The organism is Streptomyces sp. NPDC058326 (genome assembly GCF_042879855.1).
Taxonomy (GTDB): domain Bacteria; phylum Actinomycetota; class Actinomycetes; order Streptomycetales; family Streptomycetaceae; genus Streptomyces.
On record NZ_JBHVZO010000006.1, the window covers coordinates 136,204 to 154,183 of the forward strand.

At 73.6% G+C, this 17,980-nt stretch carries 19 protein-coding genes and 3 pseudogenes; 7 read left to right on the forward strand and 15 right to left on the reverse strand.

The genetic code is table 11. The features are described 5' to 3' along the window. Positions 1-87: 87 nt before the first annotated feature. Complete coding sequence (locus ACFVYX_RS14495; RefSeq protein ID WP_389681673.1) at positions 88-1,350, forward strand: MFS transporter; 1,263 nt, start codon at positions 88-90, stop codon at positions 1,348-1,350. Beyond that, positions 1,347-1,667: a cupin gene (locus ACFVYX_RS14500; protein ID WP_389681674.1), complete on the forward strand. Its 321-nt coding sequence runs from the start codon at positions 1,347-1,349 to the stop codon at positions 1,665-1,667. Before ACFVYX_RS14495 ends, ACFVYX_RS14500 begins: the two co-directional genes overlap by 4 nt. 20 nt (positions 1,668-1,687) lie before the next feature. Here the strand turns inward: ACFVYX_RS14500 and ACFVYX_RS14505 are convergent, their stop codons facing one another. Next, positions 1,688-2,191, reverse strand: coding sequence for a tetratricopeptide repeat protein (locus tag ACFVYX_RS14505; protein ID WP_389681675.1), 504 nt, complete (start codon positions 2,189-2,191; stop codon positions 1,688-1,690). Positions 2,192-2,359: 168 nt separating this feature from the next. Here ACFVYX_RS14505 and ACFVYX_RS14510 point away from each other — a divergent pair, with 168 nt between their 5' ends. Next, a complete protein-coding gene (locus ACFVYX_RS14510; RefSeq protein ID WP_389681676.1) occupies positions 2,360-3,454 on the forward strand; it encodes a hypothetical protein in 1,095 nt (364 codons plus the stop codon). An 87-nt stretch (positions 3,455-3,541) separates the two neighbouring features. Here ACFVYX_RS14510 and ACFVYX_RS14515 read toward each other — a convergent pair. Next, positions 3,542-3,892: pseudogene (locus tag ACFVYX_RS14515) on the reverse strand (hypothetical protein); the annotation flags it as partial. Position 3,893: 1 nt separating this feature from the next. Between ACFVYX_RS14515 and ACFVYX_RS14520 the strand changes: the two are divergent. Then, a pseudogene (locus tag ACFVYX_RS14520) lies at positions 3,894-4,285 on the forward strand (ABC transporter permease); the annotation flags it as partial. Between the two features lie 36 nt (positions 4,286-4,321). On the opposite strand, the gene ACFVYX_RS14525 reads toward ACFVYX_RS14520, so the two are convergent. Both ACFVYX_RS14525 and ACFVYX_RS14530 read right to left on the reverse strand, forming a co-directional pair. Next, positions 4,322-4,639: a CU044_2847 family protein gene (locus ACFVYX_RS14525; RefSeq protein ID WP_389681677.1), complete on the reverse strand. Its 318-nt coding sequence runs from the start codon at positions 4,637-4,639 to the stop codon at positions 4,322-4,324. Positions 4,640-4,769: 130 nt separating this feature from the next. After that, positions 4,770-5,255 (reverse strand): SRPBCC family protein, encoded by a 486-nt coding sequence (locus ACFVYX_RS14530; protein WP_389681678.1) that lies wholly within the window; start codon positions 5,253-5,255, stop codon positions 4,770-4,772. A 146-nt stretch (positions 5,256-5,401) separates the two neighbouring features. On the opposite strand from ACFVYX_RS14530, the gene ACFVYX_RS14535 reads away from it, so the two are divergent. Next, positions 5,402-5,992: a PadR family transcriptional regulator gene (locus tag ACFVYX_RS14535; RefSeq protein ID WP_389681679.1), complete on the forward strand. Its 591-nt coding sequence runs from the start codon at positions 5,402-5,404 to the stop codon at positions 5,990-5,992. A 129-nt stretch (positions 5,993-6,121) separates the two neighbouring features. Next, entirely contained in the window at positions 6,122-6,571 is a 450-nt protein-coding gene (locus ACFVYX_RS14540) for a peroxiredoxin (RefSeq protein WP_389681680.1), read from the forward strand. Positions 6,572-6,604: 33 nt separating this feature from the next. Here ACFVYX_RS14540 and ACFVYX_RS14545 read toward each other — a convergent pair whose 3' ends face one another. From ACFVYX_RS14545 to ACFVYX_RS14575, 7 genes are all read right to left on the reverse strand, one after another. Next, positions 6,605-6,976 (reverse strand): peptidase inhibitor family I36 protein, encoded by a 372-nt coding sequence (locus tag ACFVYX_RS14545; RefSeq protein WP_389681681.1) that lies wholly within the window; start codon positions 6,974-6,976, stop codon positions 6,605-6,607. Next, positions 6,973-7,686: a hypothetical protein gene (locus ACFVYX_RS14550; RefSeq protein WP_389681682.1), complete on the reverse strand. Its 714-nt coding sequence runs from the start codon at positions 7,684-7,686 to the stop codon at positions 6,973-6,975. Before ACFVYX_RS14550 ends, ACFVYX_RS14545 begins: the two co-directional genes overlap by 4 nt. Before the next feature lie 377 nt (positions 7,687-8,063). Beyond that, entirely contained in the window at positions 8,064-8,849 is a 786-nt protein-coding gene (locus ACFVYX_RS14555) for a polysaccharide deacetylase family protein (protein WP_389681683.1), read from the reverse strand. A gap of 190 nt (positions 8,850-9,039) precedes the next feature. Then, a complete protein-coding gene (locus tag ACFVYX_RS14560) occupies positions 9,040-9,417 on the reverse strand; it encodes a hypothetical protein (RefSeq protein ID WP_389681684.1) in 378 nt (125 codons plus the stop codon). A gap of 115 nt (positions 9,418-9,532) precedes the next feature. Continuing rightward, positions 9,533-11,080, reverse strand: coding sequence for an ATP-dependent DNA ligase (locus ACFVYX_RS14565; RefSeq protein WP_389681685.1), 1,548 nt, complete (start codon positions 11,078-11,080; stop codon positions 9,533-9,535). A 72-nt stretch (positions 11,081-11,152) separates the two neighbouring features. Next, positions 11,153-12,403 carry a DUF6397 family protein gene (locus ACFVYX_RS14570; RefSeq protein ID WP_389681686.1) on the reverse strand — a complete coding sequence of 417 codons (1,251 nt, stop codon included), beginning with the start codon at positions 12,401-12,403 and terminating at the stop codon, positions 11,153-11,155. 187 nt (positions 12,404-12,590) lie between these two features. Beyond that, positions 12,591-13,004 (reverse strand): roadblock/LC7 domain-containing protein, encoded by a 414-nt coding sequence (locus ACFVYX_RS14575; RefSeq protein ID WP_389681687.1) that lies wholly within the window; start codon positions 13,002-13,004, stop codon positions 12,591-12,593. 150 nt (positions 13,005-13,154) lie between these two features. On the opposite strand from ACFVYX_RS14575, the pseudogene ACFVYX_RS14580 reads away from it, so the two are divergent. Beyond that, positions 13,155-13,325, forward strand: a pseudogene (locus ACFVYX_RS14580) (PPOX class F420-dependent enzyme); the annotation flags it as partial. Between the two features lie 21 nt (positions 13,326-13,346). Here ACFVYX_RS14580 and ACFVYX_RS14585 read toward each other — a convergent pair. The 4 genes from ACFVYX_RS14585 to ACFVYX_RS14600 are packed head-to-tail and all read right to left on the reverse strand — an operon-like array spanning position 13,347 to position 17,955. After that, the gene (locus tag ACFVYX_RS14585) at positions 13,347-13,964 is read right to left on the reverse strand and encodes an ATP/GTP-binding protein (protein ID WP_389681688.1); all 618 of its coding nucleotides are present in this window, start codon (positions 13,962-13,964) and stop codon (positions 13,347-13,349) included. Next, positions 13,945-14,361, reverse strand: a complete 417-nt coding sequence (locus tag ACFVYX_RS14590; protein WP_389681689.1) for a DUF742 domain-containing protein — start codon at positions 14,359-14,361, stop codon at positions 13,945-13,947. Before ACFVYX_RS14590 ends, ACFVYX_RS14585 begins: the two co-directional genes overlap by 20 nt. A gap of 13 nt (positions 14,362-14,374) precedes the next feature. Continuing rightward, positions 14,375-14,809 carry a roadblock/LC7 domain-containing protein gene (locus tag ACFVYX_RS14595; protein ID WP_389681690.1) on the reverse strand — a complete coding sequence of 145 codons (435 nt, stop codon included), beginning with the start codon at positions 14,807-14,809 and terminating at the stop codon, positions 14,375-14,377. Next, positions 14,806-17,955, reverse strand: coding sequence for a nitrate- and nitrite sensing domain-containing protein (locus ACFVYX_RS14600; protein WP_389681691.1), 3,150 nt, complete (start codon positions 17,953-17,955; stop codon positions 14,806-14,808). Before ACFVYX_RS14600 ends, ACFVYX_RS14595 begins: the two co-directional genes overlap by 4 nt. Positions 17,956-17,980 lie beyond the last annotated feature (25 nt).

A 17,980-nucleotide genomic window follows, 5' to 3' on the forward strand; every position in this document is an offset into this window, starting at 1 on the left:
AACGCCGCTTTCATGATGACACCTTGATCCGCCGTCCCGCGGCGAGGAGCCTGGAGCCGTCAGCCTCCCCCGTGCGGAAGAGAGTCCGTGGAACCGAGTCCCCGATCCGCCCCCGGTGCCGCCCGGCCCGTGAACGTCCCGCTGTTCGCCGTGGCCGGGGCGGTCACCGTGGCCAACATCTACTTCCCGCAGCCGCTGCTCGCCGCCGTGGCCCGTGGGCTCGACGTCTCGGACCGGACGGCGGGTCTGGTCGCCTCGGCGGCCCAGATCGGTTACGCGCTCGGCATCCTGCTGCTCGTGCCGCTGGCCGACACCGCGCGCCTGCGCCGCCTCACCTCGGTGCTGCTCGCCGTCACGACCGTCGCGCTGCTCGTCGCGGCGGCGGCTCCCGATGTGCTCACGCTGACGCTCGCGACCCTCGCGCTCTCCACCACGACGGTGCTGCCGCAGATCCTCACGCCGGTGGCGGCGGTCCTCGCGGGACCCGGACGGCAGGGCAGGGTCGTCGGCCTGGTGGGACTCGGGCTCACCCTGGGCGCCACCCTCTCCCGTACGGTCTCGGGGGCCGTCACCGACGCGAGCGGCAGCTGGCGGGTGGCGTACCTGGTGGCGGCCGCGGCCACGGCGGCCCTGCTGTGCGTCCTGCCCCGCCGGCTGCCCGAGCGGCTCGGGGTGCCCGGTCGGGGCTCGTACGCGGGGCTCCTCGCGGGGCTGCCCCGGCTCCTCGCCGTCCACCGGGAGCTGCGGGTCTCGGCGCTGCTCGGGGCCTGCGTCTTCGCCGCCTTCAGCGTGTTCTGGGCGGTGCTCGCCTTCCATCTGGCGGCCCCGCCGCTGGGATACGGGCCCGGGGCCGCCGGGTTCTTCGGGGCGCTGACGCTGCCCGCCGCGCTGCTCTCGGCGTCGGCCGGATCGCTCACCGACCGGTACGGGGCACGGGCCGTGAGCTCCGGAGGACTGCTGATCGCGGGGCTCGGCCTCGGCGCGGCGGGCCTCGCCCCGTACTCCCCCACGGCGCTGGTCGCCGGGGCGAACCTGCTGGTCCTCGGGGTCAGCTGCTGCCAGGTGGCCAACCAGGCGCGGATCTTCGGCATCGGCCGGACGGTGGCGGCCCGGGTCAACACGGTGTTCATGCTGGCCACCTTCGGCGGCGGCGCGCTGGGGTCTCTCGCCGGGGCCTGGCTGTACGCCGCGTACGGCTGGCAGGCCGCCCTGCTCGCCGCCGGGGCGTCCGTCGCCGCCGGGGGGCTCGTGGTGGCGCGCTCCGCACGACCGGCGGCCCCGAGTTGCGTACCGGACGTCACACGGGAGGCTGGGGGTATCCGCCCGCGCACCCCGCAGGGAGAGACATGAAGCAGGACCTCACCGCCCTCGCCGACGAGCATCTGGCCGCGGCCCGCACCGCGCCGCACGGGCGCAGCGCCCATCTGCTGATGCATGACGGAGTGCTGCGGCAGACCGTCATCGCCCTCACCTCGGGCACGTCCCTCGACGAGCACAACGCGCCGCCGGCCGCGAGCCTCCAGGTGCTCAGGGGCCGGGTGAACCTGACGGCGGCCGGCTGGGCGGAGGAGCTTCCCTCGGGCACGCTGCGGATGATCCCCAAGGAGCGGCACGGGCTCACCGCCCTGGAGGACGCGGTGGTGCTCCTGACGGCGGTGAACGACTGACGGCGTCGCCGCGCCGCGCCTCACCCGGTCGCGTCGAGGTCCTCGGCGTAGTGCTCGATGGCCCGGCGGTACGTGCGCACGGACGGGTCCTCGCTGGTGGCGGCGAGCAGCCGGAGCAGCAGCCGGACCGACTCGTGGTGGCGGCCCGTGTTGTAGAGGGCCATCGCGAGGAAGGCGCGCAGTGAACCGTCCCGCGGGAACTCCTCGACCGCGCCGGTGAGGAGGGCGACGGCCTCCTCGCGGCGCCCGAGGACCCGGTAGGTGCTGCCGAGCCCGAGGAGCGCCCCGCGCCGGTCCTCCGGGCCGAGCCCCGTCCCCGCGAGGGCGCGTTCGTAGTACGGCACCGCCTCCGCCTCCCGGCCGAGGACGTCATGCGCCCAGGCCGTCTGGTACGCGACGGGGGCGTCGTCCGGATGGCGGGCGGCGAGTGCGACGAGCCGCTCGCGGGCCTCCTCCGTGCGGCCCCGTTCGCGCAGCGCCACCGCCTCGGCCAGGAGGACGTCCTTCTTCTCGTGGTGGTCCATGGAGGCATCCTCGCAGCTCGCCGCCACCGGCCCTGCGGCGGCTGCCAGGTGACGGGCCGCCATACCGGGCGGGCCCGATTGTGGCGTCCTCGCCCATGGAGGAAGCCTCCCCCCGCCCATAGCCTCCCGGCCGACCCTCCGTCAGGAACCAGCCATCCGGGAGTTCCCATGCGTCCACCCCGCCCCGCCCGCCGCCACGGACCACGCCGGTTCGCGGCGCTGCTGCTCTGCGCAGCCGCGGCCATCCTCCCGACCGCGACCCCCGCCGGGGCCGCCGCTCCCCCGCCCGTGCCGGGCACGCTCCAGGCGTACGCCGTCGACTCCGTGTTCAGTGCGGGCGTGTCGTCCGGCGGCTACATGGCCACTCAGTTGCACGTGGCGTACTCGGGCACGTTCGAGGGCTCCGCCGTGTTCGCCTCGGGGCCGTACGACTGCGCACGCGGGCAGCTCGCCACCGCGCTGAACGCTTGTATGGACACGACGCAGAACCTCCAGCTCGCCGCACTGGAGCAGACCACCCGGGACCGGTCGGCGCAGGGCCAGATCGACCCGGTGGAGAACCTGTCGGGCGACCCGGTGTACGTCTTCGGCGGCTCGGGCGACTCGACGGTGAAACGGCCGGTGGTGGACGCGCTCGCCGACTACTACGGCCGTTTCGGCGCCCGCGTCCAGTACGACCGGTCGACGGCGGCCGGGCACGCCTGGATCACTCCTCTCGGCCCCAACTCCTGCACGGTGACGCGGAGTCCCTATCTGAACGACTGCGGAATCGACGCGGAGGGCGCACTCCTCGGCCACCTCTTCGGCTCGGTCGCGGCGCCCGGGTCCGGCACGGGCGGCTCGCTGATCCGTTTCGACCAGAACGCGTACGCGCCGGGCGGTTCGGCGTCGGCGCTCTCGATGGGCGGGGAGGGCTTCGCGTACGTGCCCGCGTCCTGCGCGGAGGGGGCGCGCTGCCGACTGCTCGTGGCGTTGCACGGCTGCAAGCAGGGGTACACGTACCAGGGATTCGGGACCCGGTTCGTGGAGAACGCGTACCTGAACGAGTACGCCGACACCAACGACATGATCGTGCTGTATCCGCAGGCGGCGCCCACCCCGACCCTGGAGAACCCGAACGGCTGCTGGAACTGGTGGGGCTACCTGGGTGACACGGCGTACGCGCGGCACGGCGGCAAGCAGATCGAGGCGGTCATGGGCATGGTGCGGGCTCTGCGCGGCACGGGCACGCCGCCGCCCGCTTCTCACCGGACGGTGCTGTGACGCTGACGGTCGAGTACCGGTAGAGGAGTGGGCGGGGCCGGCGAAGGCGGGGCGGGGCGGGCCGGACCTCGCCCGCCCCGCCCCGCTTCAGTTCCCGGCGGTGACCAGGACGAGTGGGGTGCCGGCGCAGGGCAGCAGACACAGCCCGTCCGTCTGCCGCCCGGTCGGCGGCCCCGCGAGGACGGCGCCGAGGTCGGGCCCCTTCATGAGCGATCCGACGAGGTGGGCCGGGTCGGTGGAGGCGGCGACCCGGCCGCGCGCGTTGACGAGCCGGGCGGGCCCGGGCAGCCGCTGGAGCACGGGGAGCACCGCCGCCTCGAAATGGCGGAGGTAGACGTCGGCGGCGGCCACCCCCACGAAGCGGCCGTCGCACACGACGGGGGCGGAGAGCGTCAGGCTGTACTCGTCGGAGCAGAGGTAGTCCACGTACGGCCCGGCAGTGGGCCACGCGACCTTCTGCATCGTCGTGGTGTTCAACAACGTGGTGACCCGGCTGCGCCGCCTTCCCGGCTCCTACGAGGAGGCCGCGATGGATCTCGGGGCGCACACCTTCCGCACCTTCTGGGACATCACCCTCCCGCTGCTGCGGTCGGCGCTCCTCGCGGGCGGACTGCTCGCGTTCGCGCTCTCGTTCGACGAGATCGTGGTGACGACGTTCACGGCGGGTCCCGGAGTGCAGACCCTGCCGGTGTGGATCTTCACCAACATGACCCGCCCTCAGCAGGCCCCGTGGTGAACGTGGTGGCCGCGGCGCTCGTCCTGCTGTCGGTGGTGCCCATCTACGCGGCGCAGCGGCTGTCCTCCGACACCACAGGGGGCGGACGGGTCTGAGCGGGGCCGTGGGGCGGGCGTGGGGCGCCGGTCCGCTCAGCGGGACGGCTTCTCCCATTCGAGGGTGACGCGCAGGCTCGCGTTCGCGCTTCCCTGGACGACCAGGGCGGTGAGCTTGCCGGCGTCGAGACCGAGCTGGCAGCCGAACTCGACGGTGGCGCGGTCCGGGGCCGCCCGGTGAAGGGCGTCGCCGATCTGTCCGGCGAAGGAGGAGAGTGCCTCGGTGACCGCGGAGAGGTCGGGCAGGCGTCCGCCGAGCCCTTCGAGTTCGTCGAGTTCCGCGTCGGGGCCGAGGCGCCGCGCCTCCACGAAGAGGGTCGCGTCCCCGACGTCGACCTGGGTGATGTCCGTCATCGAAGCTCCCTGCGGTCGGCGGGCGATGGGGGCAGGCCGTCAGTATCACCGAGGGGTACGGGCCTGGAGGCGCGCCGCGCCCTGGACGCTGGTGCCGACGGGACCGCCGGGCCCGGGGGCAGCCCGTGCGTCAGCGGGGAGGTTCCGGGAGCTCCTCGCCCGTCTCGAGCAGCGACTTGAGGCTGGAGATCAGCGCGGGCCAGCCCTCGCCGATCAGCCCCCGCATCAAGCCGTCGGCCTCCAGGTCGTCATGGGTGACCGTGAGTTTGACCGTGTCGCCGGAGGGCTCGATCGCGAAGGTCACCCGGGACCGGCGCTCCCGGGCGAGACGCCCGTACACGTCCTGTTCGAGGTGCACGGCCTCCGCCCACTCGGGGGTGAAGGTGTGCCAGGTGTACGAGAGGAGGCGGCCGGGCTCTGCGGCGAGGACGACCTGCTGGGGGTCGGCGGTCCTGCGTCCGCCCTCGTCCCAGACCATGGGCGCGCCGGGGGTCCACTCCGTCTCGAAGGCCACGCCCCAGTACCGGCGGGTGAACACCGGGTCGGTGAGGGCCTTCCAGAGCTCGTCGGGAGTGGTCCGCATGTAGCTGGTGTAGACGAACGTGCCGCTGTCCATCGCGCTGCCCCTCGGGTCTGCCGTCCCCTCTCCCCAGCCTAGGCAGGCGCTGGACGGACCTGCCAGCGAAGGGCCCCCGTACGGTCCCGGAGCGCTGGTTGAATAGGTGCGGAGGGAACTATTCAACGTGCTGCTAGCGTGTCCGGATGTCGCTCAAGCACGCCGTCCTCGCAGCTCTCCTGGAGGGCGAGGCATCCGGGTACGACCTGGCCAAGATCTTCGACGTGTCCGTCGCCAACTTCTGGGCCGCCACCCCGCAGCAGCTCTACCGCGAGCTGGACCGGCTCGCCGAGGCCGGACTGATCACGGCCCGTGTGGTGCAGCAGGAACGACGTCCCAACAAGCGGATGTTCAGCCTCACCGAGCCGGGGCTGCGGGATCTGGCTGCCTACACGTCGACGCCTCCGCGCCCGAGTGCGGTCCGTGACGAGCTGATGGTGCAGGTACAGGCCTGCGACGAGGGGGACACGGCGGCCGTGCGCGGGTTCGTGGCCCAGCGGATGGAGACGGCGCGGGCGAAGCTGGCCCGCTACGACCGGCTGCGGGAGTGGATGCTCGACGGCCGGGACGAGGAGCGGTACCTCGCGGAGGCGGAGCGGGTCGGCCCGTACCTCACCCTGATGCGCGGCAGGTTCTTCGAGGAGGAGAACCTGCGCTGGGGCGAGCGGGCCCTCGCCGTGCTCGACCGCCGCTCCGCGGCGCGGAGCGGAAGGCCGGAGACAGCACACCGGTCGTGAGCCGCCGGGCCTGCGGCTGCCGCGACCGGGGCGGGGGTGGTGACCTCGGAGCTACTCTGCGGTAACGTCACCTGCCGCAGCCTCCGGAAGCTCCGGAGGCTCACAGGGACGGATCGGGGACGGGCCTCTATGAACGTCGGTGACCTCGTCGAGGACTTCAGCCTTCCGGACGAGACGGGTGCCTCCCGCTCCCTGACGGGTCTGCTTGCCGAAGGGCCGGTCGTCCTCTTCTTCTACCCGGCGGCACTGACCCCGGGCTGCACCGCCGAGGCCTGTCATTTCCGCGACCTGGCGGCCGAGTTCCGTGCCGTCGGCGCGCTGCCCGTGGGGATCAGCTCCGACGGGGTGGAGCGGCAGCGGGAATTCGCCGAGAGGCACTCCCTCGGCTACCCCCTGCTGTCCGACACGGACGGTGCCATACGGGAACGGTTCGGTGTGAAGCGCGGGTTCTCGCTCGCCCCGACGAAGCGGGTCACGTTCGTGATCGGCCAGGACCGACGGGTGCGCGACGTCGTGCGCAGCGAACTGCGGATGAGCGCGCACGCGGATCGCGCGCTCGCCGCCCTGCGCGGCGCCTGACCCCACGGGCGGCTGTCAGGGGCGGTGGCGAGGTCAGCAGCCGGTCGACCAGACGTGGGAGTCGCCGCGGTCGTTGGCCGCGCCGCTGTAGCCCACCTCCTGGCCCGGGGCGAGACAGATGGTCATACCGCCGCCCTGCCAGGCGCTCTCGTACACCTGGACGTGGTCCTTGATGCCGGGGCCCGAGATGCCGTGGTTGGCCCAGGAGGAGTCGGTGTCGGAGATCCAGCTCTCCCACCAGCCGTCATCCCCGCTCCAGTTGGCCCGCTGGCCGCCGAAGCCCGAGTCCTGCCAGACGCAGAACTCACCGCTGGGGCATTCCGCGGCGCCCGCGGAGGTGGCGAACGTCAGGCCGGCGGTGGCGGCGAACAGCGCCGCGGCAGTGGTGACGAGAAGTCGCTTCACGAGAGGGTGTGGCCTTTCTGCGGGTGGGTGGGCGCGGGCAGTTCGGCTGCCCGCCGCAGCGCGCGCTCGCGCAGCTGCCGATAGGTGGTGAGCTCGTCGCGGCGCAGGGCGCGCACCACGGCCAGCTCGACGGCCTCCAGCCGCGCGCGGATCTCGTCGAGTCCGCTCTCGCTGGCGCAGCGGGCGGCGACGGCGGGGTCCGGGCGGTCGGGGCGGGGGCGGTCGGACGGGGTCACGCACCGCGTCCAGCGGGCGAGCGCCGCCCGGTGGTCGGGGTCGGCGCTCATCCGGGCCTGGGCCTCGGCACGGAGGTTGTCGACGACGACCTGGGCCCGGAACCAGCGGCGCTGGTCGCCGTAGAGCCGCTGGCGCGCGGACGCGAGGCAGCCGTCCGCGTGGGCGGTGACGGTGGCGCCCGTGGCGAGGGTGACGGAGAGCTCCGGGGGGCCGGCGCCGAAGAGCGCCGCCCGGAAGGTCCGGTCCTCGTCCGGGGCGCGGGGCCGGGACGACAGGGAAAGCCCCTGACCGTCGAGGCAGTCGGCGACGAGCCGCTGCTCGGCGGCCTTGAGCAGCGTGTCCTGGGCCGCCGGCTCGGAGGGGACCCCTGAGGACCCTGACGCTCCGGGCCCGACGGCGGTGCAGGCGGAGATCAGGAGGGCGGCGGCAGCGGTCGGGAGAGCGCGGCGGGTGCGCGAGGTGGTACGGAGCACGGTGTCCCCCTTCGATCGTCCCTGGTCGGAGCGGCCGGCCGGTGATCGGATCGGCGGCTCGGGAAGATCACTGCCCGGGGGCGGGGCCGCCATGCCGGGCCTCACTCGAACGAGTCGAACGCGCCGGTGCGCGCGCCCCTCGGGCGCCGTCGGCGTGCCGTGCGCGAGCGGGGCCGGGAACGACAAAGCCCCGGTTGGACGGGGGATTCCAACCGGGGCCGATCGCCGTGACGCGAAGGGCGGTCACCTCTGGGGGGGGACCTTGGGGACCGGGCCCCTTCGCCGTCACATACGTATGAACGATAAACCTTTCCCGAATGTTCCGAGCGTTCCCAAGTGGGTGGTGTGAGGCACCTCACCCGGTTTCGGTCGTCTTGTCAGTCCTTCTCGGGACGGTAGACGGCGCCCGGCTCGGCCTTGCCGGGGGCGAGGAGCTCCGGCACCGTCACGAAGGTGAAGCCGCGCCGCTTGAGCTCGTCGATGATCGACGGCACGGCGGGGACCGTGCCGTCGTATATGTCGTGGAGCAGGATGATCCCGTCGCCGTGCGCCTGCTCCAGCACGCGCTGCCGTATGAGGGCCGAGTCGGTGGTGGAGTAGTCCTTGGCGGTGACGCTCCAGAGGACCTGGGCGAGCCCGAGTTCCCGGCTGACGTCGGACACCATGTCGTCGGTACGGCCCTGCGGCGGGCGCATGAGGGTGGGCTTCCGGCCGGTGATCCTCTCGACGGCGTCCTGCGTGCGGGACAGCTCGTCACGGACCTCCGCCTCGTCGAGATCGGTCAGGATCCGGTGGGTCCAGGTGTGGTTGGCGACCTCGTGCCCCTCGTCGGCGATGCGCTTGACCACCTGGGGGTAGCGGTCGACGTGCTTGCGGCCGAGCAGGAAGAAGGTCGCGGGGACCTTCTTCTCCTTGAGTATGTCGAGGAGTCGGGGGGTGTCCTTGCCCGGTCCCGCGTCGAAGGTCAGCGCGATGCACTTGACCTCGGCGCAGTCGACGCGGCGGGTCGTGGAGCCCGCCTTGTCGTCCGTTCCGCCCTCTCCTCTGGCGTCCTGCGGAGTGACGGTGTCAACTCCGCAGCCGCCGAGCGTCATCATCAACGACGCGGCGGCGAGCAGGACCGTGGCCGTCCCCCTGCGTCGGCCCAGCCTGGATCGGAACATGGTGGAACCCGCTTTCCCGGTGATGTCTTCGACACGGCCGGAAACCGCCTGGTCAGGGCGTACTCACGGCCGATCAAGCACTCTACACACGGTGTATACAGGGGAGATCAGCGGGTCCGTCCGCCGCGCGGACACACGTGAACCCCGGACGGCGCCTGTCCGCTCCGTCCGGGGAGTTCGCGTCTCCCGCTCAGCGGGAGGCGAGCAGCAGTCGCGCCTCGGTCTCCTGGTCACCGGAGACGGACTGCAGGGACTGGATGTCGAAGCCGGCGGCGAGCACCTTCTCGACCTCGTCGACGGCGTGGTAGCCACCGGTGAGCGTGGCGCCGACCGGGGAACTCAGGGGCGCCGGACGCACCTCCTGACGCCGCCCTCCGGCCGTGTCGAAAGTGGCCGTCCAGACGGTGGGGGAAGGACCCGTGGCCGCCTTCGGGCCCGGGGCCGTCATGTCCTCCAGCTGGTAGACGCCGTCGAGGACGTCGAACACGGCCTGGGCGTCCTCCCGGCTGCAGTCGCACAGCTGCACGGTGACGTCGGTGTCGATGTGCAAGTCGTACACGTCGCTCATCTCCTCGCGGCCCGCCGGTCGCTCAGGGGCACCCGCGCTCGTCGTACCGGCACTCGTCGTGCCACGACTCCAGCATCCCTCGCCGGGCGCTGTCGCGCGAGGCCCGCCCGACAGCTCAGTGACGGCCGGTGATCGCCTCGACCGTGTCGGCCTCCGAAGCCGGCTTGTCAGGGCGGTGGCGCACGACCCGGGCGAAGCGGAGGGTGACACCGGCGGGGTAGCGGGTCGAGCTCTGGAGTCCGTCATAGGCGATCTCGACGACGAGTTCCGGTCGTACCCGGACGGTGAATCCGTCGTCCTCCACGGCCAGTCCACCCAGCCGTTCGGTCTGCCAGCGCAGCATCTCGTCGGTGAGTCCCTTGAAGGTCTTGCCGAGCATGACGAAGCCGCCGTCGGCGGCACGGGCACCGAGGTGCAGATTGGAGAGGAGCCCGGTCCTGCGTCCATGGCCCCGCTCGACGGCGAGGACGACGAGGTCGACGGTGTGGACGGGTTTCACCTTCAGCCAGGTGCGTCCCCTGCGCCCGGCGACGTACGGCGCGTCCAACGCCTTGACCAGGACGCCTTCGTGCCCACGGGCCAGTGTGTCGGTGAAGAACCGCTCGGCCGCGCCGATCTGCGCCGGGTCGGCCGGATCGGTGACGACGAGGCGCCGGACCCGCTGAGGCTCGGGAAGCAGCCGGGTGAGCGCCTCGTGCCGCTCGCGGCCCGCCCGGTCGATGAGGCCCTCACCGTCGACCGCGAGCACGTCGAAGAACACGGGCGTGAGGGGCAGGACGGCCCGCGCGCCGGCCACGTCGGTGCGGGAGCCGACCCGGGACGCGATGGACTGGAAGGACACGGGGCGTCCGGTGCCCGGGTCGAGGGCGATCACCTCGCCGTCCAGGATGAATCCGTCGGCGGGGACCGCGCGGGCGCTCGCCACGACCTCGGGGAGCCGGTCGGTGATGTCGTCGAGCGAGCGGGTGTGCACGCGGACCTCGTCCCCGCTCCGGTGGACCTGGATGCGGATGCCGTCGAGCTTCTCCTCCACGACGCAGGGCCCGAGGGCGGCGATCGCCTCGGTGACAGAGGCGGCGGTGTGCGCCAGCATCGGCTGCACGGGATTGCCCACCCGCAGGGTGAACCGGTCGAGGGCGGTGGCACCCTCGGCGAGCACCGCCTGGGCGACCGGGGGCAGCGCGCCTTCGAGCATCACGGCGCGCCGCAGAGCGGTGGCGGGCACGGTGGCGGCCTGGGCAACCCCTTCCAGGGCGATGGCGTCGAGGGCTCCCTGTCGCACCTCCCCGGTGAGCAGCCGCAGCAGGAGTCGCTGCTCGTCCAGGGTGGCCGCGGCGAACAGGGCGTGAACGATCCGGGCCCGGGCGGCGCGAGCGCCCGCGCCGGAGACCTCGGCCAGCTCCGTCATCACCTCGTCGGCCCGTCCGAGCGTGAGAATCGGCTGCTCGGAGGGAGGGACGGCGGGAGGGACCACGTCCTTGAGGACGCTCCAGCCGACCCCGATCCTCCCCTGGGGAAGTCGCCCCGAGAGGTACGCGATGACGAGGGGGCTCTCCTCCGGCGCGGCCTCCGCGAACAGCTCGGCCAGGAGACCGATCTTGCGCGAACGCGCGGAGGCGGCGGTGACCTCGCGGGACACCTCCGCGACACGGGCGAGCAGCATGGGCCCATCCTCCCCACACCTCTCGACCGCCGCACGCCGGCACCACCGAGGCGGCGCGCGCGGGCGCCGCCGTCAGGGCCAGGACACCGAACGCTTCCGCCCGGCGTGCGCCCTCCTGCGGCGGAACCGGTCGAGGAGCCTGAAGCGCGCCGGCCGGCCCGGCGGACGGTCGGTCCCCGCCGGACGCCCCGCCGGGACCGGTAGGGCCGTCGGCGGCGAGGGCGGGAGCGGCGGAGCCGGTGGAACCTCGGCCCCGGGGTTCGCGAACCGCACTGGCCGGAGGGCAGGCGCCGGCCGTACGGCGGACGCAGTCCGTACGGCAGACGCAGTCCGTACGGCAGGCCCAGGTACAGCGGACGCAGGCCGCACAGCAGGTGAAGGCCGCAGGGCAGGCACAGCAGGCACAGGCCGCACAGCAGGCAGAGGCCATACGGCAGACGCAGGCCCGAGGGCGGGCGCAGGCGTCAGAGTCAGGACCCGCGGCCCCGGTGCCACCGGCAACCGGCCATCGGCCCACGCCTCCGCCGCGGCACCCGGCAGGACCGCACCGGTCTCCCCGGGATACGGAGCCGGTCGCTCGGCGCGCGCCTCGTCCAGGGCAAGGGCCAGGCTCATCCGCTGCCAGAGGATCTCGTCCGGGTCGTCGGCCCGGGTGAGCCGCTCGGCGCGCTCCCGTGCGGCGGCACCCACCGGCATCCCGGGCGGCGGTGCCGGCCGCAGCCGGTCGAGGTGCGCGCGCTCGTACGGATCGTCGACGACCTCGGCCACCTGCACCGGGTCGAGCAGCGAGGCGATGGCCGCGGCCCGCGCCCAGGGGCCCTCGGCGGTGCGGAGCAGCACCGTGAGTCGCCGTGCCCGCCAGTTCCTGGGCCGCAGGTCCTCGCGCCCGTCAAGGCGTTCGCGAAGGTCCAGGGGCAGCCGGCCGGTGAGCAGCGCCGGGCAGGCGAGGCCGAACTCGGCGACCTCCTCCGCGAGATACGTCCACACCACCGCCCGGTAGCGGTTCAGGGAGAACCGCACCGGACTGACGTGCCCCGTCCTGGCCAGCCTGGTGAACCGGTCCGGGGTGATCTCCAGCAGTGCGGCGGCCTCCCCGGTCCCGACCGCGCGCACCCGTTCTCGCAGGCCGTCCGGGAAGTCCGGTGCGGCCCTGAGACGGTCGACCTCGGACCGTTCGATCCGCCGCTGCCCACCACCGCCCCCTCCCGGCGCCGTCCTCACCAGGCCGAGCTGGACCGCGAGCCGGAACTCGTCGCGCCTCAGCTCCAGTTCCTGTGCGGCCCGCCCCGGTGTCACCGTGCGCGCCCCCTCGTCCACCGTCATGCCGTGACCCTCCCCCGTGCGTTCGTGGTCTCCGTGGCGCGGTTCGTCCGCCCACACCAAGAACGTAACGCAGAGTGACGACATTCGCACGACCTGTGGACAACTGCCTGTGGACAACGCGCGACCGTCAGCGACCTCCGGAGGGCGGCTCGCCGTGCGGAGGGAGCGACGAGCGAGCCTCAGGGCGTCAGAGCAGCCCGCCGCCCGGGCGGCCCGGCTGCCGTGCCGCCACACCGAGGTGTTCCCCGACGCGGTTGACCAGCAGCGTCATCTCGTACGCCACCTGGCCGACGTCCGCCTCCGCCGCGCTCAGGACGCACAGGCAGCTTCCCTCCCCCGCGGCTGTCACGAAGAGCAGCGCCTCGTCGAACTCCACCATCGTCTGCCGCGCCCTGCCCGCCCGGAAGTGCCGGCCCGAGCCCCGGGCGAGGCTGTGCAGACCCGACGAGACGGCAGCCAGGTGTTCGGCGTCCTCGCGTGCGAGTCCGCTGCTCGTGCCGGTCACGAGACCGTCGTTCGACAGCACCAGCGCGTGCCGTATGAATCCGACCCGCTTGGTCAGGTCGTCGAGCAACCAGTCGAGTTCCTTGTCCAACGCCATCAGTGGTCCTCCCCCTGGGTGGTGCGTCCCGTCGGCCGGATTCTCCTGGTCCTGTGGTCCCTGCCGTCGTGGTCCGCCGTGTCGCCGTATCCCCACAAGCCTTACGCACTGTCGTGGACAGGGCAAGCACTGCACCACGCCCGCGCGTGCCGCACGACCCTCGACGAGGACCCGGCCGCGTTGCGCCACTGGGCCGGCCGTATCGGCGGGCGCTACATGGGTGAGGACCGCGCGGACGAGTTCGGTGAGCGCGACGCGGTCCCGGGCGGGCTTCTGGTCCGGGTGCGCGTCCGCAAGGTGGCCGCCGAGGGCGGTGTGTCCACGGAGGACTGTCCGGGCGGCTCAGCCGACGGTGTCGAGGAGCCGGGCGGTGTGCATCCGTCCGGCGTACTCGACCAGTCGGATGAGCACCTCCTTCCCGGAGTCGCGGTCGCGCGCGTCGCACAGGACGACAGGCGTGCCGCGGTCCAGGTCGAGGGCGCGGGAGACATCCGCCGCGCCGTAGGTACGCGCGCCTGTGAAGCAGTTGACGGCGACCACGAAGGGGATCTTCCGGTGCTCGAAGTAGTCGACCGCGGGGAAGCAGTCCTCGAGGCGCCGTGTGTCGGCGAGGACGACCGCCCCCAGCGCGCCCTGTGACAGCTCGTCCCAGAGGAACCAGAACCGGTCCTGGCCGGGCGTGCCGAAGAGGTAGAGGGAGAGCCCGGAGCGGATGGTGATGCGGCCGAAGTCCATGGCGACGGTCGTGGTGGTCTTCTGGTCCACTCCTCCGGTGTCGTCGACGAACTCCCCCGCCCGGCTGAGCTGTTCCTCGGTGCGCAGCGGCCGGATCTCACTGACCGCGCCGACGAGGGTGGTCTTCCCCACGCCGAATCCACCGGCGACCAGGATCTTCAGGGCGAGGGCGGTGGTGTCCGCGCCGTCGTCCGCGCCGCCGCTCTCAGAGCGCTCGTAGGCCATCGATTACTTCCCTCAGGATTCTTTCGTCAGGGAGCTGTGCGGGCGGTACGGGTCTGCTGACGCGTACGAAGCCCGATTCGAGGAGGTCGCCGAGGAGGACCCGGACGACGCCGACGGGAAGGTCGGCGTCGGCGGAGAGTTCGGCCACCGACTGGGTCTCGGCCCGGCACAGGGCGAGCAGGGACCGGTGTTCGGGGCCGAGGAGCGATTCCCCGGCCGGTCCGGGCGGGTCGCCGTCCACGACGACGAGGGCGATGAGGTCGAACCTCACGTTGCTCGGCCCCGGCTTGGTCCGTCCGCCGGTCATCGCGTACGGGCGTACGAGCGGTCCGGCGTCGGCGTCGTACCACTGACTGCCCGGCACGGACGGGCCGTGGCCGGTGCTGTCCTGGTTCATGGGTCTCTCCGGGTCAGCCGGCGGCCGGCGGGGTCACCGTGAGCCGTGGCGGGGTGTGCAGGTGCTCGCCGACGCGCTTGACGAGCCGGGCCATCTCGTAGGCGATGAGGCCGATGTCGGCGCTCACGGAACTGAGGACCGCGAGGCAGGAGCCGTCCCCGGCCGCGGCGACGAAGAGGAAGCCGTCGTCCATCTCGACCATGGTCTGGCGGACGCCGCCGGTGTGGAACTGGCGTCCGGCGCCCTTGGCGAGGCTGTGGAAGCCGGAGGCGATGGCGGCGAGGTGTTCGGCGTCCTCGCGGCTGAGTCCGCTGGAGGCACCGACGGCGAGTCCGTCGTTGGAGAGCACCACGGTGTGCCGGACCTCGCGGACCCGCGTGACGAGGTCGTCGAGGAGCCAGTCGAGCTCGCCGGACCGGTGGTGGGAGATCCTCTCGTGGTCGATCATGTGCGGTCTCCTTCGGAACGGGGGTCGTCGAGGGGGGTCGTGGCGTGGCCGAGCTCGTGGCCGGTTCCGCTGCCGGCCTCGGTACGGGAGTCCGTACGGGAGTCCGTACGCGGCAGGACGGAGGGGTCCGCGCCCGGTTCGCCGTCGAAGCCGGTGCCGAGCGGGCGCCTGGTGCCGGGGGCGGCGCCTCCGCCCCGTTGCCAGCCGTCCCGGTAGGCCGTCATGCGGTCCCGTACCCGCTCCGGGGTGCGGGGGTCCGCGCCGGGCGCGGGCGGCGCGACGGCCGGTGCGGGGGCGGGTGCCTCGCGCAGCTGCGGAACGAGGCTGGCCTGCCGCACACGACGGGGCAGTTCGGCCTCGGGGTCGCCGTGCCCGGCGGGGGTGCCGGGCGGCTCCTGTCCCGTCGGCCGCGGTACGGAGGGACCGCGGCGGCGCAGCTCGGTGACCCGTGCGGGCGGTGGCCCGGGCTCCGGGGGCACGGCGAGTGCGGGGACGGCGGTGGGGCGTGGCCACGGATGGGGCCGGGAGGACGGCGGGGCGGGTGGCCGAGGGCCGCCCGTCTCGTGGGACGGGTTTCCCGGCCGCGCGCCGGCGGGCGGCCGTGGGGCGGATCGGCGGGGCTCCGGGACGGGTCCGGTGGGAGCGGATTCCCCGAACGGTGAGCCGGCGGGTGCGGCTCCCGCGAGGGCGGGGCCGACGGGGCTGGGCGGGTCGGCCTGTCCCGGGCGGCCGAAGCGTCGGGCTTCGGCGCGGTGCGCCTGCTCGCGCTCGCGTGCGGCACGCGAGTCGTCGGTACGCCGTGCGGCACCGAACCGCTCCTCGCCGGACCGGTCGCGGCCGGACCTGTCGGCGTCCCGCTCGTCGGCGCTTCCGTGCTCATCGGCGCTTCGGCGGTCGTGGGCGCTTCGGCGGTCGTGGGCGGCCGGGGTGCTGTCGCCGGGGGCGGCCGTTCGGGGATCGCGCGCGTGCGGCGGTGCGGCGTGGCCCGTGTCGGGTGCGTGCCCGGCCGCCGGTGTGCCGCGGCCCGGTGGCGGCGCGCCCTGGAGGAGGTCCGTCGGGAGCAGGACGACGGCCGTCGTGCCGCCGTACGGGGAGGTCCTCAGGTGGACCTTGATGTCGTGGCGGGAGGAGAGCCGGCTGACCACGAAGAGGCCGAGCCGGTCGCTGTCGAAGAGGTCGAGGGCCTCGGACCGGGCGATGCGGGCGTTGGCCTCGGCGAGGGTCTCCTTGCCCATGCCGAGTCCCCGGTCCTCGACCTCCAGGGCGTATCCGTTGCCTACGGGCTCGCCGCTGACGCGCACCTTGGTGTGGGGCGGGGAGAACTGGGCGGCGTTCTCGATGAGTTCGGCCAGGAGGTGGGTGAGGTCGGCGACTGCGCCGCCGACGACGGCCGTCTCGGGGAGCCGGCTGACCTCCACGCGCGCGTAGTCCTCGATCTCGGAGACGGCGGCGCGGACGACGTCGGTGAGGGAGACGGGCAGGCGCCAGGCGCGGCCGGGAGCGGCGCCGGAGAGAATGATGAGGCTCTCGGCGTGGCGGCGCATCCGGGTGGTGAGGTGGTCGAGCCGGAAGAGGTCGCCCAGTTCGTCGGGGTCGTCGGCGCGCCGCTCCATGCTGTCCAGGAGATTGAGCTGGCGGTGGACGAGGGCCTGGCTCCGCCGGGCGAGGTTGACGAAGACGCCGGAGATGCCGCTGGCGAGTTCGGCGCGTTCGACGGCGGCGGAGAGGGCCGCGCGGTGCACGGTCGTGAGGGCTTCGCCGACCTGTCCGATCTCGTCCTGGGAAACGGGTCCCGACGGGGCCTCTGCCCGGATGTCGATCTCCTCTCCGGCGCGCAGCCGGCGCATGGCGGCGGGGAGTTTGCCCCGGGCGATGCCGAGGGCGGTGTTGCGGAGGCTGACGAGCTCGACGACCAGGCCGCGGCCGATGCGTACGGAGATGACGAGGGAGGCGGCGACGGCCGCGAGGCCGAGGACCACCGCGGCACCGCCCGCGCTGAGGACGCCTCCGGCGTAGGGGTCGGCCCGGTCGGCCGCGGCGGTGCGCGCGTCGGTCTCGATCGCGGTGAGTCCGCTGCCTACGGCGGTGACGGTGACGTCCCAGTCGGCGGAGGGCACCGCCTGGGCCGCTGCTCGCCCCGGGCTCGTGGCGCGGATCAGGTCCTCCGCCCGGGTGAGCCGGGTGTGATCCCCGCCCTCGGCGAGCCGGGTCCACGCGGCGCGCTGGGCGGCCGGAAGGTCGGCGGTGGCCGACGCGAGGAGGATACGCCGCGTCTCGACGGCTCCCGAGAATGCGCGAAGCCGGTGCTCGGGGAGACGGCCGCCGAGGTGGGCGGAGGTGAGGAGGGCGTCCTCGCGGGACAGCATCTCGCCGGCCCTGCCGAATTCGAGGAGCACGCGCGCGTCGGATCCCTGCCGTGCGTCCTGGATGCCGGTGAGAGCGCCGCCGACGGCGAACGCGGCGGAGACCACCGCGGTGTACTCCTCGTACAGCTGGTCCCCGTCGGCCCGCCCCTCGACGGCGGCGGTACGGAGCCGGGCAAGACCCTCGACCTTCCCGACGAACACGCCCACCCGGTCCGCGACGTCACCGGGCAGGCCCCCGGAGTCGCCGACGGTGTGGGTGTCGTCAAGGCGGAGCCGGTCGACGGCCTCGTCCGTGCGGCGGATCCGGTCCTTGAGCTCGGCGGCCCGGGTGGCGCCGGGGGCGGCGGCCTGTCGTACGGCGGCGCGCCGTTCGGCCTGGAGGGCGGTGCGGGCGGCCGTCACGGGCTCACGGATCTCGGCGTCGACGCGCTGGAGCTGACGGAGCCGCGCGACGTCCTGGGCGGTGGTGACCGTGGCGAACCCCCACAGCGCGAGGAGCGAGACGACCGGGACCATCAGGAGCGAGACGATCTTGGCGCGGACGGTACGGGGCCTGAGGCCGTGACGTACCGGGTGGTTCCTGCGCGAGGCGGGAAGCGCCGGGGGCGCTTCGGCTGCGGCCGGCCGTCCGGTGGCCGCCTCTCCGGGGCTCGGAGGGGCCTCGGGGGTGGGTTCCCCCGGCTCGTCGGCGGGCTGCCCGGCGTGTGCGCGCCGCCCGCGTGCGGCCCCCGTCGTCGGCGCCGTCGCCTCGGCGCCCTTGGTCTTGCGGGGAGTTCGCATGGCCTCCTCGTTCCGGCTGCGGCTG

Excerpts from the sequence above, each read along its gene's own strand:
- ACFVYX_RS14500 (WP_389681674.1), top strand. The coding sequence starts at position 1,347 with ATGAAGCAGGACCTCACCGCCCTCGCCGACGAGCATCTGGCCGCGGCC.
- ACFVYX_RS14505 (WP_389681675.1), bottom strand. The coding sequence starts at position 2,191 with ATGGACCACCACGAGAAGAAGGACGTCCTCCTGGCCGAGGCGGTGGCG.
- ACFVYX_RS14510 (WP_389681676.1), top strand. The coding sequence starts at position 2,360 with ATGCGTCCACCCCGCCCCGCCCGCCGCCACGGACCACGCCGGTTCGCG.
- ACFVYX_RS14525 (WP_389681677.1), bottom strand. The coding sequence starts at position 4,639 with ATGACGGACATCACCCAGGTCGACGTCGGGGACGCGACCCTCTTCGTG.
- ACFVYX_RS14530 (WP_389681678.1), bottom strand. The coding sequence starts at position 5,255 with ATGGACAGCGGCACGTTCGTCTACACCAGCTACATGCGGACCACTCCC.
- ACFVYX_RS14535 (WP_389681679.1), top strand. The coding sequence starts at position 5,402 with ATGTCGCTCAAGCACGCCGTCCTCGCAGCTCTCCTGGAGGGCGAGGCA.
- ACFVYX_RS14540 (WP_389681680.1), top strand. The coding sequence starts at position 6,122 with ATGAACGTCGGTGACCTCGTCGAGGACTTCAGCCTTCCGGACGAGACG.
- ACFVYX_RS14555 (WP_389681683.1), bottom strand. The coding sequence starts at position 8,849 with ATGTTCCGATCCAGGCTGGGCCGACGCAGGGGGACGGCCACGGTCCTG.
- ACFVYX_RS14560 (WP_389681684.1), bottom strand. The coding sequence starts at position 9,417 with ATGAGCGACGTGTACGACTTGCACATCGACACCGACGTCACCGTGCAG.
- ACFVYX_RS14565 (WP_389681685.1), bottom strand. The coding sequence starts at position 11,080 with ATGCTGCTCGCCCGTGTCGCGGAGGTGTCCCGCGAGGTCACCGCCGCC.
- ACFVYX_RS14570 (WP_389681686.1), bottom strand. The coding sequence starts at position 12,403 with ATGACGGTGGACGAGGGGGCGCGCACGGTGACACCGGGGCGGGCCGCA.
- ACFVYX_RS14575 (WP_389681687.1), bottom strand. The coding sequence starts at position 13,004 with ATGGCGTTGGACAAGGAACTCGACTGGTTGCTCGACGACCTGACCAAG.
- ACFVYX_RS14585 (WP_389681688.1), bottom strand. The coding sequence starts at position 13,964 with ATGGCCTACGAGCGCTCTGAGAGCGGCGGCGCGGACGACGGCGCGGAC.
- ACFVYX_RS14590 (WP_389681689.1), bottom strand. The coding sequence starts at position 14,361 with ATGAACCAGGACAGCACCGGCCACGGCCCGTCCGTGCCGGGCAGTCAG.
- ACFVYX_RS14595 (WP_389681690.1), bottom strand. The coding sequence starts at position 14,809 with ATGATCGACCACGAGAGGATCTCCCACCACCGGTCCGGCGAGCTCGAC.
- ACFVYX_RS14600 (WP_389681691.1), bottom strand. The coding sequence starts at position 17,955 with ATGCGAACTCCCCGCAAGACCAAGGGCGCCGAGGCGACGGCGCCGACG.